Origin of the sequence: Streptomyces sp. NPDC087440, from assembly GCF_044744005.1 — a bacterium.
GTDB lineage: Bacteria > Actinomycetota > Actinomycetes > Streptomycetales > Streptomycetaceae > Streptomyces.
Map to the genome: position 1 here is coordinate 977,696 of NZ_JBIUXN010000001.1, position 20,079 is coordinate 997,774.

Below are 20,079 nucleotides of genomic sequence, written 5' to 3' on the forward strand. Positions count from 1 at the left end.
GCGGCTGATGCGTGCCACCTGGCGCGACCTGCCTGAGGCCAGGTACGAGGTCGGGTTCGAGGCGGGGCTCGCCGTCCCGGTCGGCGACGGCGTGTCCCTGGTGACGGACCACTACTTCCCCCGGGGCGACGGCGAGTTCCCGACCCTGCTCGTGCGCTCGCCGTACGGGCGGGGAATTCCCTGGTCGCCGCTGTTCGGCGTGCTCTTCGCCGAGCAGGGCTTCCACGTCGTCATCCAGAGCTGCCGGGGGACGGGCGGGTCCGGCGGCACCTTCCACTACTGGCACAACGAGCCGGGGGACGCGCAGGCCACCGTCGGCTGGCTCCGTCAACAGCCGTGGTTCAACGGTGTGTTGGGCACCCTCGGCACCAGCTACCTCGGGTACGTCCAGTGGGCCCTGGCCCTCGACCCGCCGCCCGAGCTCAAGGCCATGGCCATCCAGGTGGGCCTCCACGACCCCAACGCCTTCTTCCACACCGACGGCATCCTCCACCTGGAGAGCCCCTTGGCGTCGAGCATGGGCGTGGAGAACCAGCACCGGGGAGTCGTGCCCTTCCTGCGGGCCACCCTGCGCCTTCAGCGCCACATCCGCCGCATCGTCTCCGCCCGCCCTCTCCGGCGGTCCTACGAACCCACCCTCGGCCCGATCCCCTGGCTGGACGACGCGATGACCCACCCCGACCCCGCCGACCCGTACTGGAGCGGGGCCGACCTCGCCGAGGTCGCCGAGCGGACCACCGTACCGACCAGCCTCGTCGCGGGCTGGCACGACGTCTTCGCCGACCAGACCATCGCGCAGTACGCCCGGCTGCGGAAGGCGGGCTGCGACGCCGCGCTGCTCGTCGGTCCGTGGACCCACACCTCCGCGCTCCAGCAGGGGTGGACGGACGTCTTCACCGAAACGCTCGCCTGGCTGCGCGCCCACCTCTGTGACGATCCGTCAACTCTGCGCCCCAGCGCGGTGCGTGTACACCGTGGAGGTGACGGGGAGTGGCTGGACCTGGACGAGTGGACGGGGGAGGGAGCGCGGATCGGCTCGTGGTTCCCCGCTGCGCGCGGGCGGCTGCTGGGGGAGGCCCCCACGGCCGACGAACCCCTGGCCTCCTTCCGCTACGACCCCAGTGACCCGACCCCGTCCGTGGGCGGGGCCCTGCTCTCGCCCGCCGGGGGAGCCCGGGACCAGAAGGCCCTCGAAGCCCGCGACGACGTCCTCACCTTCGACGGGCCGGTGCTGACCGAGGCCGTCGACGTGCTCGGCGCGGTCTCCGTGCGGGTCCGCGTCTCCACCGACACCGGGTTCGCCGACCTCTTCGCGCGGCTGTGCGACGTCGACGCGACGGGGCGTTCCGTGAACGTGTGCGACGGGATCGCGGCCGTACGTACGGAAGGGGACGCTCCGGCGTCCGTGGAGGTGGCCATGAGCTCGACGGCGTACCGCTTCGGCGCCGGGCACCGGATACGGCTCCAGGTCAGCGGCGGCGCGCACCCGCGCTACGCCCGGTCGTCCGGCACGGGGGCGCTGCCTGTCGACGCCGTCGACTTCCGTCCCGTACGGCTCACGCTTCACGCGGGTTCGGTGCTGGAACTGCCGCATCCGTAGGCGGGATCGGCGTGCGGAAGCGGACCGGGGCCTGGAAACGGGCCTTGCGGGCGGCCCGGCGGAAGGTGGTGAGGATCGCCGGGCCCGCGAGCAGGACGCAGACCAGGTTGGTGACGGCCCGGCCGGTGTCCCAGCCGAGCGAGGTGGCCAGGTCGAAGGCCAGATAGCGCTGGAACTGCTCGGTGAAGGGCAGTCCGGGGAGGTACGCGATCGAGCTGTTCGGGTCGAGCGAGAACGGCCAGAAGGAGAGGTTGAGCAGGAAGCCGAAGAGGTAGCCGGAGAGGGAGCCGTACACCGCCAGCATCACCACCTCGCGGCGGCCGGTCGCCCTCGGCAGCAGCCCGGCCAGCATCCCGACGAAGGCGCAGCCGAACATCTGGTACGGCATCCATGGGCCCACTCCGCCCGTGATCAGCGCGGACGCGAACAGCGAGGTGCAGCCCAGGGTGAAGCCGAACCCCGGACCGTACACCCGGCCCGCCAGGACGAGGAGGAAGAAGACGGTCTCGATGCCCGCCGTGCCCGCACCCAGCGGGCGCAACGCGGCGTTGACCGCGGAGAGGACGCCCAGCATGGCGAGGGCCTTGGAGTTGATGCCGCCCTCGGCGATCTCGGACAGCACCACGCACAGCACGATCACCAGCAGTACGCCGAAGATCAGCGGCGGCGCGTAGTTGGAGCCGAACTTCCCCGGCGCCACCAGGAAGGGCCAGAAGAACGCCACGACGCCGAGGAACGCGGCCATCGCGATGACGACCCCGGCGCGGGGGGAGATGCGGATGGCGGTGGCACGGAGCGCGGGGAGGGGTGTGGGGTGGGTCATGGGGTGGCCTCCTCTGCGAGCAGCGCCGTCGTGACCTGATTGACCGTCAGAAAGGGCAGCGGGGCGAGGATCTTCGCCGTCTGCGGGGCGAACACCGGCGAGGACACGATCACTTCGGTCGTCGGGCCGTCCGCCACCACGTCGCCCTGCGCCATCACCACCACCCGGTCCGCCGCCCGTGCCACGAACTCCACGTCGTGCGTCGAGATCACCACGGACCGGCCCTCGGCCGCCAAGTCGTCGACGATGCGGACGAGTTCGGACTTGGCGCGGTAGTCCAGGCCCCGGGTCGGCTCGTCCAGCAGGAGGACCATGGGAGCCGCCGAGAGCTGGATCGCCAGGACGAGGGCCAGTTTCTGGCCCTCGGAGAGGTCGCGCGGGTGGATGCCGTCCGGGATGCCGGGGGCGAGGCGGTCCAGGAGGGTGCGGGCGGCAGGGCCCCGGGGGCCGGAGCCGTGCGACTCCAGGTCGGCCTGGGCGAGTTCCTGCTTCACCGTCTCCAGGTAGAGGAGGTCGGCGGGGGTCTGCGGGACCAGGCCGACCAGCCTGCGGGCCTCCGCCGCCTTGAGGTCCCCCGGATCGCGCGGCTTGTCGAGGTGCGGCGCGTTCACCCGGACCGACCCCGACGCGCGGGGCCCGGACCCCTGCAAGGCCCACAGCAGGGAGGACTTGCCGGAGCCGTTGCGGCCCATGAGTGCGGTGACCTCGCCACCGCGCAGGGTCAGGTCGACCTCGCGGACGGCGGGCACACCGGAGTAAGTGACCGTCACGGAACGGGCGTTGAGGAGTTCGGTCCCTTCGGACCACGGCGTGCTGCGCACCGGCGGAGGCGTCGTGCGCGCGAGCCGCTCGCGCAGGGGGGCCGCCGCCCGGCGGGCGTCCCGTACGGACAGGGGCAGCGGGGACCAGCCCGCGGCCCGGCCCAGCTCCACGATCGGGGGCGCGATGGACGACGTACGGAAGATCTCGGCGGGGGAGCCGGACACGACGCGGCCGTCGCCGGGCAGGTGCAGCACCCGGTCCGCGTACTGGACGACGCGCTCCAGGCGGTGTTCGGCGAGCAGGACCGTGACGCCGAGGTCGTGGACCAGGCGGGTCACCGCGGCGAGCACCTCCTCGGCCGCCGTGGGATCGAGCGCGGAGGTCGGCTCGTCGAGGACCAGGACGCGCGGATGTGCGGTGAGTACGGAACCGATCGCCACCCGCTGCTGCTGACCGCCCGAGAGTTCGTGCAGCGCGCGGTGGCGGAGGTCGGCCAGACCCAGGAGGTCGAGGGTCTCCTCGACGCGCTTGCGCATGGTGGCCGGAGGCACCGCCAACTGCTCCATTGCATAAGCGAGTTCCTCCTCTACCGTGTCCGTGACGAAGCCGTCGACCGGGTCCTGGCCGACCACCCCCACCACGTCGGCCAGCTCACGGGGCGGATGGTCGGCGGTGTCGCGGCCGTCGACGACGACACGGCCGAAGAGGGTGCCGCCGGTGAAGTGCGGGACAAGACCGTTGACGGCGCCGAGCAGAGTGGACTTGCCGACGCCGGTGTGCCCGACGACCAGGCACAACTCACCCTCCTCGATGTGCAGGTCCACGTCACGCAGGGTGGGTGCGGCCGCGTCGTCGTACTGGACGGTGACCTCGTCGAAGGTGATCACGGGGTCTCCCGGGGGTACGGCGGCGGTGACAGGAAGCCCGCGGCTCCCGCGAGCAGAACGGCAAGGGTGGGGACGAGCGGAAGCGTCGGCCAACTCAGCGGATAGATAGAGGGGTTGAGCTCGGCCGCATTGAATCCGGCCTTGCCGAACAGGAGCAGGGCCGAGAGGACTCCGCAGCCCGCCACCGCCCACTCCGGGAAGCGCCAGGGGTCGGGGCGGTACGTCGTCCGGGTGACCCGGCGGCCGCCGAGGCGCAGCCCGGCGAAGCACAGCAGTGCGCCCGCGCCCATGGCCGGGAGACCCAGCAGCTTCGGCGCGGTCGCGTCGAGGAGTCCGTACGCCCCGGCGCACAGGCCGCACATGCCCAGCAGCATCAGCGCGCCGGTCAGGCGGCGCGAGCGGCGGGTCGCGGTGCCCGCGCGGCCGTAGCCGCGCGAGTCCATGGCGGAGGCGAGCCGCAGAGAGCGTTCGAGGGCGTCCTCCAGGACCGGCACGACGATGCCGCGCAATGCCCGCAGCCCCTTGGTGCGGCCGGCCCGCAGCCGCCGCGCCCGGTGCACCCGCTGGACGCTCTGCACCAGTTGGGGCGCCACGCTCAGCGACACCGTCACCGCCGCCCCCAGCTCGTACAACGCGCCCGGCAGGATGCGCAGCGCCCGCTTCGGGTTGGCGAGGGTGTTCGCCGCGCCGATGCAGCACAGCATGCAGGCCAGCCGCAGCCCGTCCGTGGCGGCCGAGAGGAGCGCCTCCAACGAGACCGGGCCGCCCAGCTTGATGCCCGCGTACCAGTCGGGGGTCGGGATGCGGGGCAGCGAGAAGAGGAAGTGGTCGCGCGGGGTGATGCCGGTCGCGAAGACCGCCCGGAAGACGACCCGGATCGCCACGACCGTGAGCGCGAGGTAGAGGTAGTACGTGAAGCCGCGCGCCCAGGGGGCCTCGGTGCGGCGCGCGGTGACGACGTACCCGAGGACCGCGAGGACGAGGAAGAGCAGCAGCGGGTTGTTGGTGCGGCTCACCGCGGTGGCCAGGGCGAGCGCCCAGATCCACCAGGCGACGGGGTGCAGCGTGCGGGGGAGGCGGCGGCCGCCGGTGTCGCGCGGGGCCGGGGCCTGGACCCGCACGTCGGGGAGGGTGCGTGACACCGTGCTACCCCGACTCGGACGTACGGCGGCGGCGCTTGGCGGTGAACACCGCGCCGCCCGCGATCAGCAGCACCAGCGCGCCGGTGCCGACGGCGGGCAGGTAGGAGCCCACGTCGTACGCGGCCTCGGCGGCCGGAGGCGCGTCGGCGATCTTCGGCCCGGAGGCCTTGACGAGGCCCGCTGCGGAGGGGGTCGGGGTGGGTGCGACGGTGGCTGACGGGGTGGAGGGGGTGGGTACCGCCGAGGTCGCGGGCGGCGAACTCGGCGATGGGGACGGCTGGTTGGGCTGTTCCTGTACGGGATTCGGGGCCGCACGGCGTACCGGGGGAGCGGCGGCGGGCGGCGGGGTGTAGTCGGCCGGGGGATTCACCGGGGCCGGGCCGGTGTTCACGTTCGGCGGCAGGGGTTTGGCGGTGCGGGTGTCCTTCGGGACGGGCCTGTTGCTGGTGGGGCGGGTGTTCTTGGCGCGGAGCTGGTCGGGGGTGACCTTGGGGCGGCCCTGGGTGCCCTCGATGTTGGTGCCGCCGAAGATCCACAGGTCGACGCTGCCGGGGCGCGGCTTGTAGAGCATGGCGCCGAGCTGGCTGTACTCCCAGGTGTTCTGGCCCGGGTTGGCGTGCCAGTACGACCAGTAGGCGGAGGCGGGCGGTGTCAGCACGCAGTCGTCCTGCTCCGGGGGCGGGAACTGCTTGCCGCCCCGGTACCCGCTGTAGCCGATGCGGCAGATGAACGCGGGGCCGTCGTGCCCGGTGCCGGTGGTGGCCCAGCCGCCCTGGTTGAGCAGTTCGTAGCCGGTGGTCGGGGTGGTGCCGCAGGACCGGTAGATCGGCCCGCCCCACCGGCTGAAGTCCACGGCGAGGACGGCTCCGGAGGAGGTGGTGCACTGGCTCATGGGCTGGGGGAGGGCGTGCGCGGGGGCGGCGGTGGAGAGGAGGGCGGCGAGGGTGAGGGCGAGGGCGGAGAGGGTGCGGGTGGTGGTCACGGCGAGGGGGGTGCGGGTGGTGGTTGTGGTGCGGGAGGTGTGAGGGGTGGTGTGGACTCCATCGGTGGTGCCGGGCATGCGGGGGGAGCGGGTGGGTGTCGCGGGGCGTGTGGTGGTGCCGGGCGTGCTGGGGGTGCGGGTGGGTGTCACGGTGCGTGTGGTGGTGCCGGGCGCGCGGGAGGTGCGGGTGGATGTCGCGGTGCGTGTGGTGGTGCCGGGCGCGCGGGAGGTGCGGGTGGGGGGCACGGTGCGTGTGGTGGTGCCGGGTGTGCGGCGGGAGCGCCTCACGTTCGCCAGGATGCCGGTGAGGCGCGTGAGCACGCGGGTCGTCCTTCGGGCGGTTCGGGCGGTACTCACTGGTCGCCTCCGGTCAGGGTCGATGCGGCCGGGGCCGGGTCGGCCGAGGGTGCGCCGATCGCTGCCGTACGGCGTCTGCGGGCGGTGGCGGTGACGGCCCAGCCGACCGCGACCAGGAGGGCCGCTGCGGCCGCGACGCCGGTGATCTGCGCGCCGGTGGAGGCGAGGGGGCCGCCGGTGGTTCCGGTTCCGGCCAGGGCGCCCGCGGTCACGATGCCGCCGGTCGTGGTGGCGGCGGTCGTGCCGGTGGTGGTCGTGCCGGTCGTGGTGCCGGTCCCCGCGTCCGCCGCGCCGGGCGAGCCCGTGTCCGTACCGGCGCTGGTGTCCACGATGCCGCCGGTCTCGCCGGATGCCTCGCCGGGGGTGACGATGCCGCCCGTGGCGGTGCCTGCGGAGTCGCCGCCGGTGGAGTCGGTGCCGCCGGTGCCGCCGGTGGAGGCCGTACCACCGGTCGTGACTCCGCCCGTCGGGCCCGCCGACGTTCCCGTGGACGTCCCGCCGTTCGTCTGCCCCGGCGGCTGCGGCTTCGTGCCCGTCAGGTCCCGCTCCAGCCGGGCGAAGGAGATGCCGGTCGTGCCGCCCACCGCCTGCGTGGATGCCCTCAGGTCCGAACCCTTCTGGCCCTCCTTCGCCACGTTGAACCCGCCGTCCGCGTTCTGCTGCCCCGCCAGGAACTTCCGCGCCTTCGCGATCTGCGCCGCGTACTTCGGCGCGTCCAGGGACAGCCCCTGCACCGCCAGTGCCGCCGAGTTCACCGAGTTGCCCGCCGCGCCCGGGAAGCCACCGTCTGCGAGCTGCTGCCCGGCGATCCACCCAAGTGCCTTGTTGACAGCGGACTTTGACGGTGCGTCACCCACCAGGTCCAGTGCCATCGCGGCCATCGCCGTCGAGTCCACGTCCGAGTCGCCCGTCGCCGGAACCAGGCTCGGCCACGCCCCCGACGCGTGCTGGAGGCTCGCCAGGTACGCGATCGGCTCCCGTGCCGCCGCCTTCTCGCCCGCCCGCAGCTGCGCCATGATGCCCAGCGACTGCGAGAAGACGGAGGGGGCGTACGAGTAGGCCCCCTTGGCCGCGCAACCGGCGTCCGGTGCCTTGCTCGGCCCCGCGCACACCGCCTTGCCCAGCGCCGCGATCAGGTCCTGCCCGCCGAAGGCCCGCGGGTCGCGGCCCACCGACTGGGCGAGCAGCGCCGTCTTGCCGATCGAACCGCCGCCCGCGTACTTCGTACCAACAGCCGTCCAGTCGTGGACCGTTCGGCCCGCCGCGTCCTTGCCGCCCCGGTCCAGGAAGTCCACGATCCCGCGCAGCTTCGCGTTGTCCAGGCCGGTCGCGGCGAGTGCGTACGCGCCGTCGATGGTCAGCCCGAAGTCGGCCCGCCCGCTGACCGGGTCCGCGGCGTAGTACGCGCCGCGCACCAGGTTCGCCGGAGCGGTCAGATAGCCCACGCCCTTCTTCAGGTCCGGGCCCTCGCCCGCCGGCGGGTCGACCGGCGGTACGACCACCGGCGGGGCGGCCTTCTCGGGCAGCGTCTCCAGGCTCGTGCCCCGCGCCGCGAACACCGCGTGCACGGTCGGGTAGATCTCGGAGGTGGTGCCGCCGTCGAACCCCAGCCCCCCGTCGGTGAGTTGCTGCCGCGACACCCAGGCCAGCGCCGCGTCCGCGTACGCCGTGTCGCCGAGCGCGCGCAGCGCCTGCGCCGCGACCACCGTCGAGAACGGGCTGCCCTCGGTCATGCCGGTACCGGCCGGGAAGCCGCCGTCGCGCAGCTGGGTCTTCTTCAGGTACGACCGGGCCTTGGCCAGCGCCTGGTCCTGGCCGCCGACCGCGTGCAGCGCCAGCACCACCTGCCCGGTGGTCCACGGCTCCGGCTCGCAGTTCTGGCCGGGGAGGATCAGGACGCTGGTGAAGCCGCCGTTGTCGCACTGGACGTCCAGGAGCCGCTTCACCGCGTCGGCGGGCGGGGTGAGCCCGGCACGCCGCACGGCGAGCACGCCGAGCGCCTGCCCGTCGCTGTACCCGGCGTTCGGGAAGTCGCCCCTGGCGGAGCAGCCGGGCGTCGGGGTGCCGGAGTCCGGACCCGCTGTGCAGAGATGTTTCACCAGGTCACCGGCGAGGTCGTGCCCGGCGAAGGCGCGCGGGTCGCCGCCGGTGGCGGTCGCGAGGAGCGCGAGGCGGGCGGCGGCGTTCGTCTCGGGGGCCTGGTCCTTGCCCGCCGGATACGCGTACCCGTCGGCGTTCTTGACCAGGAACGCGGTGACCTTGGCGAGGTCCGCCGACTTGGCGTCGACCGCGGCCAGCGCGAGGGCGATCTCGGTCGTGAACCACGGGTTCGGGTCCGTCGCCCCCTCCTCGACGACCCGTTCGCCGTCGGTGAGCCTGCTCTTCAGCCACGTCACGGCCTTCGCCGGGTCCACCGCGCCGGGCGGAACGGTCGGCGCGGGCGGGTCGGCGGGGTCCGGGGGAGTGGTCCCGCCGCCCTTCGCCCGGACCTCGTCGGGGGTGAAGGAGGGCTGCCCCTTCGTGCCGCCGATGTCGGTGCCGCCGAACACCCACGCCTCGACGTCACCGGGCTGCGGCTTGCGGGCCATCGCCCCCCACTGGCTGTACGTCCACTTCTGCTGCCCCTGGGAGGCGTGCCAGTACGACCAGTAGCCGGTGGCCTGCGGGGTGACGACGCACGGCTCCTGCTCGGGGGTCGGGTACTGCTTCCCGGCGTCGTTGGTGCCGTGGCCGAGGCGGCAGACGAAGGCGGGCCCGTCCTTCTTGGTGCCCGCCGTGCTGAACCCGGCCGCGTGCAACAGGTCGTAACCCGTCGTCAGTTCCACCCCGCAGCCCCGGACGACCTTGCCCTTCCAGGGCCGGAAGTCGACCACGACGACCGCGCCGGTCGTGGCCGTGCACTTCTCGACCGGGTCGGCGGCGGCGGGTGACGACGTGCCGGTCACGAAGGCTGCACCGCCGACGACGAACACGAGCGCCGCGAGCACGGCGGACAGGAAGCCCGTCACGGGCCGATGCCCCAACAGGGCATGCCTGTACCCGAGTTCACGTCTCTGCTGCTCTGCGGTCCCCACTGCGGCCCCTCGTGTCGGCCGAGCGGGTGCATGCGTGGCGAAAGCGGCCGCACCGGGCACGGAATCGCCAGGGGGAAGCCGGTCGAACCACGCCGTAGTCCGCGACGGCGTCTCGTTCATGACTCAGCGGCAGGCATTCCGGCTCATCCGCCGCGCGAGGGCGACGGATCTACGGTTGCGGGTCAGCGCCGGAATTCGACCGGCTTCCCCTGCTGGGCTGAGCGAATAGCAGCCGGAGTGAAGCACGGCCGCCGTGCGCACGTCAAGGTTCCTTGAAACGTGTGGAGTTCGTGTAACGTCCTGCCCCGCCACGTGGGGGAACCCGGTGCGAATCCGGGGCTGACGCGCAGCGGTGTGGGGCGGCGGAAGGCCTGCCCCGAGCCCGAATGCCCAGGCGGCAGGCCCTATTTCCCGAAGCCGTACCACGCGATCCGGACGGCGGTCGAAGCCCCCGAGGCGCCGTTCCGCGCGCCGTTACGAGGCTGTGCCCGACCGGCGTCCCCCACCCCAGGAGCCCGGCCATGTCCCGTACGTCACACTCCACCGCCCCGCGCGCCACCGCATCCGGCACCTCCCGTACGCCTTCGCCCCGCAGACGTACCGCCCTCGTCGTCCCCCTCGCCGCCCTCGGCGCGTTCGTGCTCACCGTGGGGTCGGCGTCCGCCACCGCGACGCCCGCGCAGATCGGGACCTCCAAGACCAACGGTGTCGGGTACCTCAAGTCCCTTCAGGCGGCGGACGGTTCGTACGCGGGATCGGGGCTCTCCAACGAGTGGGCGTTCAGCGCCTTCGCCGCCGCCGGTACGGCTGCCGTCGACGTCACCCCCGGCGGTGACGCCACCAAGAACGCCCGCACCGTGTACCGCAACCTCCTCGCCACCCCCGGCTGGCCGTCCGCGACCCCCGTCGTCACCGACTACGAGCGCGGCACCCTCAACGCGTACGCGGCGGGCATCGACCCGGCCCGCGTCTCCGCCTCCCGCAACCTGATCGCCGACGTCTACGCCCACTGGCAGACCGCCCAGCCCGGCTACTTCGGCACCCCGAGCCTCTACAACGGCACCGTCTTCGCCGCCCTCGCCCTCGGCGGCGCGAAGACCCAGGCGGGCGGTGCGCGCATACCCCAGGCGCTCACGGACGCGCTGGTCACCCGTATCCGCGCCAACCAGCACAACGACGGCGGCTGGACCTTCAGCAAGGCCGAGGGCGACCCGACCGCCCTCAACTCCCCGGGCGACATCGACATGACCGGCGCCTCGATGGCCGCCCTGTGCGTGTCCGGCGTACCGAACACCGACCCGGACATCCTCCAGGCCAAGGCCTTCCTCAAGGCGAAACTGGTCAACAACAGCGGCGCCTTCAACTCCCTGTACGGCATCAACACCGACTCCAACGGCTGGGCCGTCTCCGGCCTCAACGCCTGCGGCATCAACCCGCAGACCGGCGACTTCCGCACCCCGCTCGGCAAGACCCCGGTCGACTTCCTGATCTCCCAGCAGTTCAACCCGGGCGGCGGCTTCAAGTACCTCCCGACCGACACCGCCCCGCAGGCGTACGCCTCCATCGACGGCCTGCGCGCCGTCGCGGGCGGCGGCTTCACCGCCGCCCCGCCGACCCCGGTCACGGCGGGCGCACCGCAGTGGGTGGCCGCCTCCGGCTTCACCGCCGGTACGCCGACGAAGCTCGCCCTGAGCGTCGACGACGGTACGGGCAACCTCAAGGTCTGCTCCGTCGCCTTCACCCCGTCCGGTACGACGGCCACGCTCGGCGACCTCCTGACGGCGGCCGGAACCGCCGCAGCCCCGGCCGGCTGCGTGACCTCCGTGACCCCGGCCACCGGCGCGTCCGGCCCGGTCACCGCCCTCAACGGCAAGGCCAACAGCGGCTCCCAGACCTGGAAGGTCAGCACCGACGGCTCCGCCTTCACCGCCGCCGACCGCGCCACCCCGCTCCAGGTGGGTGACACGGTCGCCCTGCGCTGGGGCGCCTGACCGCAGCCGAAGGCACCCGGCGGGGTGGGAGCCCGCCGGGTGCCGCTCAAGATGGACAACTCACCTACGGGGTCAGCGTGTTCAGCACGCCCCGAGGTCCTGCCACACCCCCCACTCCCCGGTCGTCCCCGGCTCCTCGCCGGTCGTCCACCACTTGGCCTTCCAGGTGTGGCCCTTGTGGGAGACCTGCTGGCCGCCGGTGTAGACCGTCGCCTTCGCCCACGGGGCGGCCGTGCACTGGGGAGTGCCGCCGGTGACGGTCAGGACGTACGGCGTGGAGTGCAGGGCCGACGGGCTGGTGCCGGTGATGTTGAGGGTGTACGTGCCCGAGACGGTGGCCGCCGTGGTGTTCACGGTCAGCGTCGAGGAGCCGCCCGCGGTCACCGAGGCGGGGCTGAGGGTGGCGGTGACGCCCGCGGGTGCGCCGCTGACGCTCAGCGCGACCGTCTTGGCCTGCCCCTTCGTCACGGCGGTCTTCACCGTCGACGTGGTCGAACTCCCCGCCGTCACCGACCCGTTGGCGGGTGTCGCGGTCAGCGAGAAGTCGTCGGCGGGGGTCGTCGTACCGCTGGTGAACGGCGCGAAGATGTGCGTGAAGTCCCAGGTGTTCTGGGGGATCGAGGAGCAGCTGTCACCGGCGGGCGCGCCGGGGCAACTGCCGTTGTCCCGCTGGAGGGCCCAGAAGGAGAGGGTGTTGATGCCCTTGGCCACCGCCCAGTTGTAGACCTGGGTGGCGTTGGCCAGGGTGAAGGTCTCGGCCGGGCCGAAGTCGTCGACGCCCGGCATCTCGGTGACGCCGATCATTCCCCAGAGCTGGGCGGGCGTCTTGGCCGGGTAGAGCTTGGCGAGCTGGTTGTACAGGCCCTGGGCGGCGGTCTCGGTGTCGTTGGCCATGTTGTGCGTGGCGTTGTCGTAGTAGTCGAACGTCATGATGTTGGCGACGTCGACCCGCGCGCCGTTGGTCACGGCGTTCTTCAGGACGGCGAGGCCGCTCGCGGCGAGGCCCTTGGTGGTCGTGGGGAGCGTGTACGAGAACTGGACCTGGCGGCCGTTCGCCGCCGCCCAGTCCTGGACGATCTTGATGGCCTTGTTCCTGCGGTCCACGCCCGCCGCGTTGTCCAGCGAGTCGACCTCGATGTCCATGTCGAGGCGGGAGACGTCGTACGTGGTGATGACTTTTTCGTAGACCGCCGCGATCTGGTTGACGTCGGTGCAGCTGTCGGCGATTTCGGTGCCGGTGGTGTCGGCCGTGTAGCCGCCGAAGGAGGGGATGACGTCGCCGCCCGCCGCCTGGATGGCCTTGATGTCGCTGCCGAAGGAGGACGCGGCGATCGGGGTGGCGGGATTGCCGTTCCAGAGGGCGGTGCAGGACCCGGCGGTGGCGGTCTGGAGGAACGCCATGGTCAGGTGCTTGGCCCCGGACTGGGCGGCCAGCGCGGCGGGGCTCTCGCCGGTCCAGGACTCGAAGTACGGGGCGAAGACGCGGGCGGGGAGCGGGGCGGCGGTGCTGGGTTCGGCGGCCTGAGCGGTACCGAGGCCCGTGGCGGTGAGGCCCGCGGCGGCCAGGGCGACGACGGCGGAGGTGAACAGGGCGCGGACGGAGCGTCTGCTTCTCATGGCGGTCCAAGGTGTGGGGGACGGCTGCCGGCCTCCCTGTGGTGCGGCGGCAGTGAGTAGGGAATAGCCCCGCCGTCAGGGGCCGGTCAATGGCCTGGACCAATGCAGGACTAGACCAATTTCGGTGCCGGGTGTCCACCGCGAGGACCGCCCGCAGGCAGGCGTACGCCCGGCGGACTGGACCATTCCTCCACGGTTTTGCCATTCCGTGAACCGGTTTGCCTGCGCATGGGCAGGGCCTACGCCGCCTCCAGCTCCCGCTTGAGGTTCTTCAGCGTCCGGTCGATGTTGCGGACCTGGAAGACGGCGAAGGTGTGACCGCCGGTCGCGATCACGTCGAAGGCGTTCGCGACGAAGGCGGGCCAGGACCGGCGGTCGTCCGTCCAGGTCTCGGTCACCTTCGTCCCGCCGCCCTTGGCCTCCTCGAACCGGTACCGCCAGGTCGCGATGGGGGTGCTCAGCCGGGGGTTCCTGAGCCCGATCGCATGCACCCGGAAGGCGAAACTCCGCCCCGGCTCGGCCTCGGTGACCGTGCAGCGGGTGGTCCAGCGGAACGCGCCGCGCCTGTTGTGCCCGGCGAAGACGAGGCCGACCCGGGCGGGTGCGTCCTCCTCGCCGTCGGGCACGGTCGCCCCCAGGTTCTCCGGACTCCACCGGCCCATCCGCGCGGGGCGGCTGACCTGGTCGTACACGGACTGCGGCGGTGCCTCGACATGGATGCTGCGGGAGACGGTGAAGGTGCGGGGCATGGGGACTCCGTTCGTCGGTCCGCGCGACCTTACTCGCGAGTAGCGAACTTGTCAGCAGCCCGCACCCGGCCCGTTCCCGCGGCGGCCGAGCGGCCCGCGCACACGCCCCGTCCCGAGGGGGCGCGGCCGGGTCCAACCCGGTCGCCGCGCAGCATACTTGGGGCACTGCGGGCCGGACCGGCGCGAGCCCGTCCGCCGCCGGGTCCGACGAAGGGTGCGGCTGTCATGAAGGCGATCGTCCGGTACGCGTACGGCTCGACGGACGTGCTGCGGCTCGCGGAGGTCGAGCGGCCCCACCCGCAGGCCGGTCAGGTGCTCGTACGGGTGCACGCGGCCGGGATCGACCGGGGCGTCCTGCACTTCCTGACCGGCCACCCCTACCCCCTGCGCCTCGCGGGCACCGGCATACGCACCCCCAAGTCGCCTTTCCTGGGGCGGGAGTTGGCCGGAGTCGTCGAAGAGCTCGGCGACGGGGTGACCGGACTGAGCCGCGGCGACGAGGTGTTCGGCATCGGTGAGGGGACCTTCGCCGAGTACGCCTGCGCCCCGGCCGAGAAACTGGTGCCCCGGCCGACCGGCCTCACCTTCGCGCAGGCCGCCGCGCTCCCCGTCTCCGGGCTCACCGCCCTCCAGGGCCTCCGCGACCACGGCGGGGTCGAGGCCGGGCAGCGCGTCCTGATCACCGGGGCCTCCGGCGGTGTCGGCAGCTTCGCCGTCCAGCTGGCCTGGTCGTACGGTGCCGAGGTCACCGGAGTGTGCCGCACCGCCAAGGCCGACCTGGTCCGCAGGCTCGGCGCCGACCACGTGATCGACCACACCCGCGAGGACTTCGCGGACGGCAAGCACACGTACGACGTCATCCTCGACCTGGCCGGAAATCCCTCCCTCGGCCGCCTCCGCAGGGCCCTCACCCCGACCGGAACCGCCGTGATCGGCGGCGGCGAGACCTCCGGCCGGGTGCTCAGCGGCTTCGACCGGCAGCTCCGCGCGCTCTGCGTCGACCGTTTCGTGAAACAGCGCCTGAAGACGTACATCTGCCGCGAGAACCGCCGCGACCTCGTCGTCCTCAAGGGCCTCGCCGAGGCGGGCCGCCTCACCCCGGCCGTCGACCGCACCCACCCCCTGGCCGAGACGGCGGACGCGCTGCGGGCGCTGGAGCGGGGTGAGGTGCGGGGCAAGCGGGTGGTGGTCATGCCCGGCGCCGGACCGGACGGTCAGGCGGCGTCCCGACCTGACGCCTGACCGGTCTCCCGCCCCGGCACGTGATCGGGCGACGTTCCCGCGGCCGGTGTGGCCCCCGCAGGCCGCACCGCCCCCGCCCCGAAGCGCACCCGGGCCCGGTCCACCGCGTCCTCGATGCGCCGCGCCTTCTCGTCGGCCGGGTCGAACAGGAGCTGGCGGGAGGCCAGTTCGGCGGCGATCAGCTCCTCCGCCCGCAGGGAAACCGTGCGCACCCGGGCGCGCTGGAGGGCCAGCCGGTCGTGGAGTTCGTAGGCGAGCGAGGTCAACTCCTGGGTGTGCGCGGTCGGTTCGCGCAGCGTGCGGGTGCGGGTCGTGGTCGAGCGGTCGGCGTACCGGACGGTGAGGGTGAGCGCCTTGGCCGCCTGGGACTCGGTGCGCAGCCGCAGCCCGAGCCGGTCGGTCAGCGCGAGCAGCGCCGCCCGCTGCCGGTCGCGGTCGCACTCGTCCCGGGGGAAGCGCTGCTCCACGGACATCGAACGGGGCGCGGCGGCCGGTACCACCGGCGTCGGGTCCAGGCCCCGGGCGGCGTCGTGCAGCTTGCGCCCCGCCGTGATCCCGAGGATGCGCTGCAAGGTGCCGAGCGGCGCGGCGGCGATCCGGCCCACGCTGTCCAGACCGTACGAGGACAGGGTGCGGGCGGTCGCGGGCCCCACCCCGTGCAGGGCGGCGGCCGGCTTGCGGGCGAGGAAGGCCGCGACCGCGTCGACGTCGTCGGGCAGCGTGCGCACCGCCGAGGGCGGGCCGTCGGCGGCGACCATGCGGGCCAGCAACGGGTTCGCCGCGATCCCGACCGTCGACCGCAGCCCGTACAGCCCGCCCGTGCGGGCCCGGATGCGCTCGGCCAGCGCGGGGGCGTCCGTACCGAAGTACCGCAGGCTGCCGGAGAGGTCGGCCAGCGCGGCGTCCGGCGGCAGGGCCTGGACGAGGGGCGTGTACTCGGACAGCAGGGCGAGCAGGTGCTCGTACAGCTGCGGCTCGCCCGGTAGCTCGTGGAAGTGGATGTACAGGACCTTCATCCCGACCTCTCCTCCCTCCGGACGTTTCCCCTCTCTCCTGTCCTCCCACTTTAGACGTTGTTCGAACGTGCGTGCGAATCGAATGACGCTGGTGCGGTGATGTCGGTCGGCTCTCCGGGAGCGTCTCCCCGGCGGGGTGCGGTCGGCATGGTGCTCTGGCCTGGCATGTCCATTCACAAACACAGCCACAGCCACAGCCACAGACACAGGAGTGTTTCGTATGCGTCGTCGTACGTTCGCCGCTTCCGCGCTGGCCTCGCTCATCGCGGCGGCTGCCCCGCTGCCGAGCGCCGCCGCCGCGGAGTCCGCCGGGCCCGTGCCCGTCGAGCCCCGTCTTGAGCATGCCGACATCGTGAGAGCGAACCGGATGGGCGACCCGCCGGCCGACCGGCTGGTCGCCAAGCTCCTCGACGAGGGAAAGGTCGCCGACGTCAACGACCTGTTCCGCACCATCGGCAAACTGTCCTCCACCGACCAGAAGGACCTGGAGGCGCTCCCCGACGACCTCAAGGAGTTCCTCGTCCATGCGGCGCCGCCACCGCCGGGCTGGACCGCACAGGACGTCGCGCGGGCCGAGCAGTTCTACCGGCACCACCACACCGTTCCCAACATGCTGCAGGGCACCGTCGGGCTGATCGGCTGCTACCTCGCGCCGACCGGGGCGCACACGCTCTCCAGCACCCACCGGCTCGACCGACCCTCCCGCAGGCTCTCCCAGTCCTCCCGGCTGTTCATGGGCATGTCCGACCCGGGTGCCATGACGGACGGCACCCTGGCCGCGTCGGTGACCAAGGTCCGGCTCGTGCACGCCAGCGTGCGCCAGCTCCACAAGCGTTCCGGGCACTGGGACTACACCGCCCACGGCGAGCCCGTCTCCCTGAAGTTCCTGACCGGCGCCTCCCTCGTCTTCAGCAGCCAGGTGCTGACCGCGATGCGCAACCTGGGCATCCAGGTCACCCCGGAGGACGCCGACGGCTTCGCCACCGCTTGGCACTACGTCGACCACTATCTGGGTGTCCCGCCGGAATTCCTCACGCCCAAGGACGCCCGCGTCGGGGAGCGCGTCTGGGCCCGCGAACGCGACACCTACAAGGAATGGGCGCCCAGCCCCGCAGGCAGCAGGATGACCGGCTACGCCCTGCAGTACTACCGCGAGCTCCTGCCGCCGGGCCTCTCCGACGCCTTCATCTCCATGGTCCGCACCGCGCTGGGCGACACGTACGCCGACATGGTCGACATCCCCCGCAGCCCGCTCGACCTCCCGGTCACCCTGGCCACCACCGGCCTGGGCATCCTCACCCAGCACGCCCAGGACTTCCTCGGCGCCCCGGCCAAGAAGCTGACCGGCGCGGACCCGATGGCCGAGTTCATCGGCATCCTGACCACCCGCTTCGAGAACGACGTGTTCCGGCCCGCGATCGTCGCCGACCAGGACACCGAACCCCAGCTGCACCAGGAGCTCACCGACAACCGCTGACCCCGAACGCGGCCCGGCGCATCAAGGACCCGGGCGGACGTCCTGACGCAGGGCCTGTGCGGTGAAGGACGTGTCGTCGCGGAGGAGCGCGGCGGGGGTGCCGGTGAAGAGGATGCGGCCGCCGTGGCGGCCGCCCTCGGGGCCCAGGTCGATGATCCAGTCGGCGCGTTTGACGATGTCGAGGTGGTGTTCGACGACGATGACGGTGTTGCCCGCGTCGACGAGGCGGTCCAGGAGCCGCTGGAGGACCTGGACGTCGGCCATGTGGAGTCCGGTGGTGGGTTCGTCCAGGACGTAGACGCCGCTGGTGGAGCCGAGCTGCCCGGCGATCTTGAGGCGTTGGCGTTCGCCGCCGGACAGCGTGGACAGCGGGCGGCCGAGGGTGAGGTGGCCGAGGCCGACCTCGACCAGCGCGGCCAGCGGTGCGGCGATCTTCTCCTCCCCGGGGCGGGTGAAGAACGCGGTGGCGTCCTCGCAGGTCATGGCGAGGACGTCGACGACGTTTCGGCCGCGCAGCCGGTGGGCGAGGGCCTTGTCGTTGTACCGGTGGCCCGCGCAGGCCTCGCAGACGGTGGTCACGGGGTCGGCGAAGGCCATGTCGGCGGTGATCCTGCCCCTGCCCCCGCACACCGGGCAGGCCCCGGCGGAGTTGAAGCTGAACAGTGCCGGGGCGGCCCCGGTGGCGTCGGCGAACAGCTTGCGGAGGGGGTCCATGATCCCGGTCCACGTGGCCGGGGTGGAGCGGGAGTTGACGCCGATGTCGCCCTGGTCGACGTAGACGACGTCGGGGTGCTGGGCGACGAAGACCTGGGAGATCAGCGTCGACTTGCCCGATCCGGCGACGCCGGTGACAGCGGTGAGGACACCCGTGGGGATGTCCACGCTCACGTCCCGGAGGTTGTGCAGGGACGCGTTCCTGATCGGCAGGTGACCGGTGGGAGTGCGGACCCGGGTCTTCACCGGGACGGTCCGGTCCAGGTGGCGGCCGGTGAGCGTCCCGGAGCGCCGCAGGCCCTCGACCGTACCCGCGAAGACGACCTCCCCTCCGTGGCTGCCCGCGCCGGGACCCATGTCGACGACGTGGTCGGCGGTCGCGATGACGTCGCGGTCGTGCTCGACGACCAGCAGGGTGTTGCCCTGGTCGCGCAGCTGCGCCAGCAGACGGTTGACGCGGTGCACGTCACGCGGGTGCAGGCCGGTGGAGGGTTCGTCGAAGATGTACGTCATGCCGGTGAGGCTGGAGCCGAGACTGCGTACGATCTTCAGCCGCTGGCCCTCGCCGCCCGACAGGCTGCCGGTCTCGCGGCCCAGGTGGAGGTAGCCGAGCCCGATGTCCTCGATCCGCCGGAGCGCCTGAGCGGCGGCCCGGGCGAGCGGGGTGCCCAGCGGGTGGTCGACGCGGTCCAGGACGGGGACGAGGTCGCTGATCTCCATGGCCAGGTGGTCGGCGATGGTGAGCCCGTCGAGCTTCGTGGCCAGGGCCGCCCCGTTCAGGCGCGCCCCGTGGCAGGCGGGGCACCGGCCCTCGGTGGTGAACCTCTCGACCGCGTCACGGGTGCGCTGGGACAGCGTGGACAGGTCCCGGTTGAGGTAGAGGCGGTGGAACCGGTCCACCAGCCCCTCGTACGTGACGTTCTGGACCCCCGTCCGCGTGGCCAGCTCGATCTTCACCTCGCCGCCGCCCGGGCTGCCGTGCAGGAGCGTCTGCCACTCCGTCTCCGTGTACGCCCGCAGGGGCTTGTCGTTGTCGAACAGGCCCGACTTCGCGTACAGCGTCCACTGCACCCCGCCGACGTTGAACAGGGGGAAGCGCAGCCCGCCGGTGTTCAGCGACTTCTCGCGGTCGAAGAAGGCGTCCAGGTCGAGCTGGACGGTACGGCCCAGGCCCTGGCAGGCGGGGCAGGCCCCGGAGGGGTCGTTGAAGGAGTACGCCGTCGACATCCCGGCCGACGGCTCGCCCGCCCGGGAGAACAGCAGACGGATCAGGGAGGCGATGTCGGTCATCGTGCCGACCGTCGAGCGCGAGCCGCCGCCCGGCGGACGCTGGTCGACCACGATCGCCGGGGACAGACCGGCGATCGCCTCGGCCTCCGGCTTCTCGTACCGGGGCAGCCGGTTGCGTACGAACGCCGGGAAGGTCTCGCCCAGTTGGCGCTGCGACTCGACGGCGATCGTGTCGAACACCACCGACGACTTCCCCGACCCCGACACCCCGGTGAAGACCGTCGTCACGCCCTTGGGGATGCGCAGCGAGAGGTCCTTGAGGTTGTGCACGCGCACCCCGGTGAGGACGATCTCGCCGTGCGGGGGCGGCTGGTTCTGCTGCTGGTCGGTCATGACGGATCGGTCCTCCGAGGGGG

General features: G+C 72.7%; 13 protein-coding genes and 2 riboswitches. Of the genes, 4 read left to right on the forward strand and 9 right to left on the reverse strand.

All coding sequences use genetic code 11. The features are described 5' to 3' along the window. The first annotated feature begins 7 nt into the window (after positions 1–7). Positions 8–1,600: a CocE/NonD family hydrolase gene (locus ACIO3O_RS04440; RefSeq protein ID WP_401741901.1), complete on the forward strand. Its 1,593-nt coding sequence runs from the start codon at positions 8–10 to the stop codon at positions 1,598–1,600. On the opposite strand, the gene ACIO3O_RS04445 is transcribed toward ACIO3O_RS04440, so the two are convergent. The 5 genes from ACIO3O_RS04445 to ACIO3O_RS04465 form a co-directional block, all read right to left on the reverse strand. Further along, the gene (locus ACIO3O_RS04445) at positions 1,557–2,423 is read right to left on the reverse strand and encodes an ECF transporter S component (protein WP_401741711.1); all 867 of its coding nucleotides are present in this window, start codon (positions 2,421–2,423) and stop codon (positions 1,557–1,559) included. The two genes, ACIO3O_RS04440 and ACIO3O_RS04445, sit on opposite strands and share 44 nt — an antisense overlap. Continuing rightward, positions 2,420–4,072: an ABC transporter ATP-binding protein gene (locus ACIO3O_RS04450; RefSeq protein ID WP_401741714.1), complete on the reverse strand. Its 1,653-nt coding sequence runs from the start codon at positions 4,070–4,072 to the stop codon at positions 2,420–2,422. The genes ACIO3O_RS04445 and ACIO3O_RS04450 overlap by 4 nt, the downstream gene beginning before the upstream one ends. Then, the gene (locus ACIO3O_RS04455) at positions 4,069–5,214 is read right to left on the reverse strand and encodes an energy-coupling factor transporter transmembrane component T (protein WP_401741717.1); all 1,146 of its coding nucleotides are present in this window, start codon (positions 5,212–5,214) and stop codon (positions 4,069–4,071) included. Before ACIO3O_RS04455 ends, ACIO3O_RS04450 begins: the two co-directional genes overlap by 4 nt. Before the next feature lie 4 nt (positions 5,215–5,218). Further along, positions 5,219–6,274, reverse strand: coding sequence for a hypothetical protein (locus ACIO3O_RS04460; RefSeq protein WP_401741904.1), 1,056 nt, complete (start codon positions 6,272–6,274; stop codon positions 5,219–5,221). 275 nt (positions 6,275–6,549) lie between these two features. Further along, positions 6,550–9,561, reverse strand: a complete 3,012-nt coding sequence (locus ACIO3O_RS04465) for a prenyltransferase/squalene oxidase repeat-containing protein (protein WP_401741719.1) — start codon at positions 9,559–9,561, stop codon at positions 6,550–6,552. A 176-nt stretch (positions 9,562–9,737) separates the two neighbouring features. Continuing rightward, positions 9,738–9,879, reverse strand: a riboswitch (cobalamin riboswitch). 33 nt (positions 9,880–9,912) lie between these two features. Beyond that, positions 9,913–10,040: riboswitch (cobalamin riboswitch) on the forward strand. Positions 10,041–10,148: 108 nt separating this feature from the next. Between ACIO3O_RS04465 and ACIO3O_RS04470 the strand changes: the two genes are divergently transcribed. Further along, positions 10,149–11,618, forward strand: coding sequence for a hypothetical protein (locus ACIO3O_RS04470; protein WP_401741721.1), 1,470 nt, complete (start codon positions 10,149–10,151; stop codon positions 11,616–11,618). An 81-nt stretch (positions 11,619–11,699) separates the two neighbouring features. On the opposite strand, the gene ACIO3O_RS04475 is transcribed toward ACIO3O_RS04470, so the two are convergent. Continuing rightward, the gene (locus ACIO3O_RS04475) at positions 11,700–13,235 is read right to left on the reverse strand and encodes a glycosyl hydrolase family 18 protein (protein ID WP_401741723.1); all 1,536 of its coding nucleotides are present in this window, start codon (positions 13,233–13,235) and stop codon (positions 11,700–11,702) included. 239 nt (positions 13,236–13,474) lie between these two features. Further along, the gene (locus ACIO3O_RS04480; protein ID WP_401741726.1) at positions 13,475–13,984 is read right to left on the reverse strand and encodes an SRPBCC family protein; all 510 of its coding nucleotides are present in this window, start codon (positions 13,982–13,984) and stop codon (positions 13,475–13,477) included. A gap of 225 nt (positions 13,985–14,209) precedes the next feature. On the opposite strand from ACIO3O_RS04480, the gene ACIO3O_RS04485 reads away from it, so the two are divergent. After that, positions 14,210–15,226 carry an NAD(P)-dependent alcohol dehydrogenase gene (locus ACIO3O_RS04485; protein WP_401741729.1) on the forward strand — a complete coding sequence of 339 codons (1,017 nt, stop codon included), beginning with the start codon at positions 14,210–14,212 and terminating at the stop codon, positions 15,224–15,226. On the opposite strand, the gene ACIO3O_RS04490 is transcribed toward ACIO3O_RS04485, so the two are convergent. Further along, entirely contained in the window at positions 15,199–16,242 is a 1,044-nt protein-coding gene (locus ACIO3O_RS04490; protein WP_401741731.1) for a DNA polymerase thumb domain-containing protein, read from the reverse strand. The genes ACIO3O_RS04485 and ACIO3O_RS04490 overlap by 28 nt on opposite strands. A gap of 220 nt (positions 16,243–16,462) precedes the next feature. Between ACIO3O_RS04490 and ACIO3O_RS04495 the strand changes: the two genes are divergently transcribed. Then, positions 16,463–17,719 (forward strand): oxygenase MpaB family protein, encoded by a 1,257-nt coding sequence (locus ACIO3O_RS04495; RefSeq protein ID WP_401741734.1) that lies wholly within the window; start codon positions 16,463–16,465, stop codon positions 17,717–17,719. A 21-nt stretch (positions 17,720–17,740) separates the two neighbouring features. Here ACIO3O_RS04495 and ACIO3O_RS04500 read toward each other — a convergent pair whose 3' ends face one another. Then, positions 17,741–20,056 (reverse strand): ATP-binding cassette domain-containing protein, encoded by a 2,316-nt coding sequence (locus ACIO3O_RS04500; RefSeq protein ID WP_401741736.1) that lies wholly within the window; start codon positions 20,054–20,056, stop codon positions 17,741–17,743. Positions 20,057–20,079 lie beyond the last annotated feature (23 nt).

Coding starts and splice junctions, on each gene's coding strand:
- ACIO3O_RS04440 (WP_401741901.1), top strand. CDS start 8: ATGCGTGCCACCTGGCGCGACCTGCCTGAGGCCAGGTACGAGGTCGGG.
- ACIO3O_RS04445 (WP_401741711.1), bottom strand. CDS start 2,423: ATGACCCACCCCACACCCCTCCCCGCGCTCCGTGCCACCGCCATCCGC.
- ACIO3O_RS04460 (WP_401741904.1), bottom strand. CDS start 6,274: ATGCCCGGCACCACCGATGGAGTCCACACCACCCCTCACACCTCCCGC.
- ACIO3O_RS04470 (WP_401741721.1), top strand. CDS start 10,149: ATGTCCCGTACGTCACACTCCACCGCCCCGCGCGCCACCGCATCCGGC.
- ACIO3O_RS04475 (WP_401741723.1), bottom strand. CDS start 13,235: ATGAGAAGCAGACGCTCCGTCCGCGCCCTGTTCACCTCCGCCGTCGTC.
- ACIO3O_RS04480 (WP_401741726.1), bottom strand. CDS start 13,984: ATGCCCCGCACCTTCACCGTCTCCCGCAGCATCCATGTCGAGGCACCG.
- ACIO3O_RS04485 (WP_401741729.1), top strand. CDS start 14,210: ATGAAGGCGATCGTCCGGTACGCGTACGGCTCGACGGACGTGCTGCGG.
- ACIO3O_RS04490 (WP_401741731.1), bottom strand. CDS start 16,242: ATGAAGGTCCTGTACATCCACTTCCACGAGCTACCGGGCGAGCCGCAG.
- ACIO3O_RS04495 (WP_401741734.1), top strand. CDS start 16,463: ATGCGTCGTCGTACGTTCGCCGCTTCCGCGCTGGCCTCGCTCATCGCG.
- ACIO3O_RS04500 (WP_401741736.1), bottom strand. CDS start 20,056: ATGACCGACCAGCAGCAGAACCAGCCGCCCCCGCACGGCGAGATCGTC.